General features: G+C 75.1%; 2 protein-coding genes. Both read right to left on the reverse strand.

What is annotated here, in order from left to right:
* Window positions 1–112 precede the first annotated feature (112 nt).
* On the reverse strand, window positions 113–1,099 hold the full coding sequence (locus tag K6I34_RS34155; RefSeq protein WP_229331924.1) for an L-tyrosine/L-tryptophan isonitrile synthase family protein: 987 nt from the start codon (window positions 1,097–1,099) through the stop codon (window positions 113–115).
* A 98-nt stretch (window positions 1,100–1,197) separates the two neighbouring features.
* On the reverse strand, window positions 1,198–3,243 hold a 2,046-nt coding region (locus K6I34_RS34160; RefSeq protein ID WP_229331925.1), incomplete at its 5' end, for an NB-ARC domain-containing protein.

Genomic DNA, 3,243 nt, shown 5'->3' on the forward strand with positions numbered 1-3,243 from the left:
CCTGGGGAGTGGGGGGAAGTGGGGTACGTACGCGCCCCGTCAGGGGCGCGGGGAACTGCGCGACCAGCCACGGACAACCGGCAGCCGCAAACCGGCATGCCCAGGCAGACGACTAGGCGCAGGCCCGAGCCGCAGGCTCCAGCACATAATGAGTGGGGCGCCCACCCCGAAAAACAGGCAAGGCGCCAGCCGCCTCCGCCTCGGCCCGCTTCATCAACGTGAACCGCCCGCCGACGTCGACGGCAACGCTGTGCCAAGGCGTGAGCCAAGCGTCCGGCGTATCGGCCAGCAAGATGCCGATCTTGCCGGCGGCGCACGGCTGCGGGTGAATGGAAAGACGCACCGCATCCGGGAAGATCTCGTCCAGCAGATTCCCCCAGGCCCGGCTCCGCTGGATGACGCGGTACGCCAGATCCCGGCAGCGGCGCTGAAGAGCCGAGCGGGTCCCCGAGTAGTGCGGTCCGGAGAGATCCTCCAGCATGAAGCGGGTGATGCCGCGGTACATGGCCAGCGGCGCGCCACCGTCCCGTACCTCCGTACGCAGTTCGTCGAGCGACGGGGCGTATCCGTCGGTCAGCCGCGCGCGCATTTCCTCGTGCCCGGCGTCGCGGTAGACGTCGTCGAGGGCGAACGTCCGCAACCGGCTCGCCCCGGCCTCCGCGATCGTGTTGTCGAGCGCACGGGCGTAGCCCGTGACGTGTTCGTCGCTCACGCCGAGGAGGTCGTTGAAGACCCGGCCGTCGGAGCAGATGGTGATGACGGCTCCGGGCGCGTAGAGCTTCCCGATGCGCTCGCAGAGCTCGTCGAGGAAGCGGAGCGCGAGTTCCTCGGCCGTGTCGGGCAGGTGCCCGAGGACCTTGGCCGGGTTGGGGGACTTCACCGGGAAGGCGGGGAGGACGAACTCCAGCGGCCTCCCGCTCTCCATGGCCGTGCGGACCGCGTCCAGGTGGTACCGGACGCATCGGTCGCAGACCGTTCCCTCACAGCCTCCGTCGCGCAGTCTTCGCTGGTGGAGCAGGACCTCCCGGAGAACGTCGGCCGCGGTCTCCTCGACGGCGGCGGCCTGTTCGTCTTGTTGGGGTGCGGCGAGTTCCGGCACCGCGCCTCCCTTCGTGGACTGGGCTCCACCGTTCACCCCGCGCGCATGAGAAACGCACAAGGGCTCCACCGGTGGGCCCGGCCACGGGCGGCGCGGGGCTACGCGAGGGCCTGCGGCGCGGGGGCGCCCGCCTCCTCACCCGCCTCCCGCCGGGCGAGCTCCAGCCAGAAGGGCATGCCGAGCCCGCGGAAGGCGCTCGTCGCCTCCTGGAGGTGGGCGGTGCCCCGGCCCGGGTCGCCGAGCGCGGTGTGGGTCTTGCCCAGCCAGTACGCGACGAGGGCCTCGCCGCGGCGCTCGCCGAGTTCGGTGAAGATGGTCGCGGCCTCGTCGAGCGGGCCGATCGCGCGCCAGGCCTGGTCGGGTCCGAGCTCGACGTGCACGCGCCCGAGCGCGAGCAGCGCGTACGCCTCGCCGGGGCGGTGCCGCAGCAGGCGGTACTCGGCGAGCGCGCGGTGGAGGTGGCGGGCGGCCCGGCCGAAGCGGCCCAGGCCGATCTCCGCCCAGGCCAGCATCTGGAGGACGTCGGCGAGGAGGAGCGGCCGGCCGAGCCGTTCGCTGGTCTCGACGACGGGTTCCAGCACGGCGACGGCGTCGGCTTCCCGGCGGCGGCAGATGTGGGCGAAGGCGAGACTGCGCAGGGCGAGGACCCGGCCGACCCCGTCACCGAGCCGGCCCAGCGTCCGCGCGGCCGACTCCGCGTCGGCGAGGGCGAGTTCGGTCATGCCGTGGTCGGCGACCGCGAAGCTCCGGTGGACGCGCAGCCACGCGGCGTGCCGGGCCTCGCCGAGTTCGTCGAGCCGGTCGACCGCGGGGGCGAACCGGCCCACGGCCTCGGCCACCCGGCCGCGTACGGCGGAGGCCCTGGCGAGGGAGCCCTGGGCGAGGGCGGCGGTGACGTGGTCCCCGTCGGCCCGCGCGCGGTGCAGGGCCGCGCGTGCGGACCGCTCCCACGCGTCCCACCAGTTGCGCAGGTGGCAGACCTCCTCCATGACGGCGGCGAGGGCGGCGGCCCGGTCCCCGTACCCGGCGTCCGCGGCGAACTCGACGGCGGCCACGAGCCCTGACCGCTCGCTCTCCAGCCAGCCGTCGGGGTCCCCCATGCCACCGCAGGTGGCGTCGGCGGAGCTGCCGCTGACGAGCTGGTCGCGTGCCGTGCGCAGCCGGGCGAGCCAGCCGTCGAGGGCACGGGCCGCCGCGGCCCGCCGCCAGGACGGGGGCTCCTCCTCCAGGGCCCGCTCGGCCGCGTAGGCGTGGACGAGGGCGTGCACGCGGTAACGGGGGCGCCCCTGGTCGTCGGTGCAGGCGACCTGCACCAGGTTCGCGTCGAGCAGCGCGTCGTGCGGCCGGTCGGTGTCCGGGGCGTCGAGCAGGGCGGCCAGCACCCAGCCGGGGAACTCCAGGGCCGGGAGCAGCCCGATGGCCCGGAAGGCCTGCGCGGCCTCGGGGGCGAGTTCGTGGTAGCTGGCGGCGACGCAGGTCCGCACGGCGGTGTCCTCGGCGGCGTGCTCAGCGGTGTTCTCGGCGGCGCGTTCACGGACTTCACCGGCGAGGCGGTCGGCGAGGCAGCCGACCCGCCAGTCCGGGCGGCTCGCGAGCCGGGCGCCGGTCACCCGCAGGGCGAGGGGCAGCCCGGCGCAGTGGTCGAGGACCCGTTCGGCCGCCCCGGGCTCCAGGGCGAGCCGCGGGGGGCCGACGATGCGGCCGAGCAGGTCCCGCGCCTCCTTGTCGTCGAGCGGGGCGACGTCGACGAGGTGCGTCCCGGCCGGGACCGGCGCGCGGTCCCTGGTGGTGACCAGGACCGCGCACCCGGGGATGCCGGGCAGCAGGGGGCGGATCTGGGACTCGTCCCGCGCGTCGTCGAGCACCACCAGCACCCGGCGGCCCGACAGCAGCGCGCGGAACATCGCGGCGCGGTCCACCGTGGCCTCGGGGAGGGACGACACGGGCACGCCGACCTTCAGCAGCAGTTCGGCGAGGAGCTCGTGGGGCGCACGGTCGCGGTCGCCGTCCAGCCGCAGGAAGATCCTGCCGTCCGGGAAAGTGTGCCGCAGCAGGTGGGCGAGCCGGACGGCCAGGGTGGTCTTCCCGACGCCGGGCGGCCCGGTGAGGACGACGACGGGCGCCGCCTGGGCGGGGCCGACGGC

The organism is Streptomyces sp. UNOC14_S4, assembly GCF_020740835.1.
GTDB lineage: Bacteria > Actinomycetota > Actinomycetes > Streptomycetales > Streptomycetaceae > Streptomyces.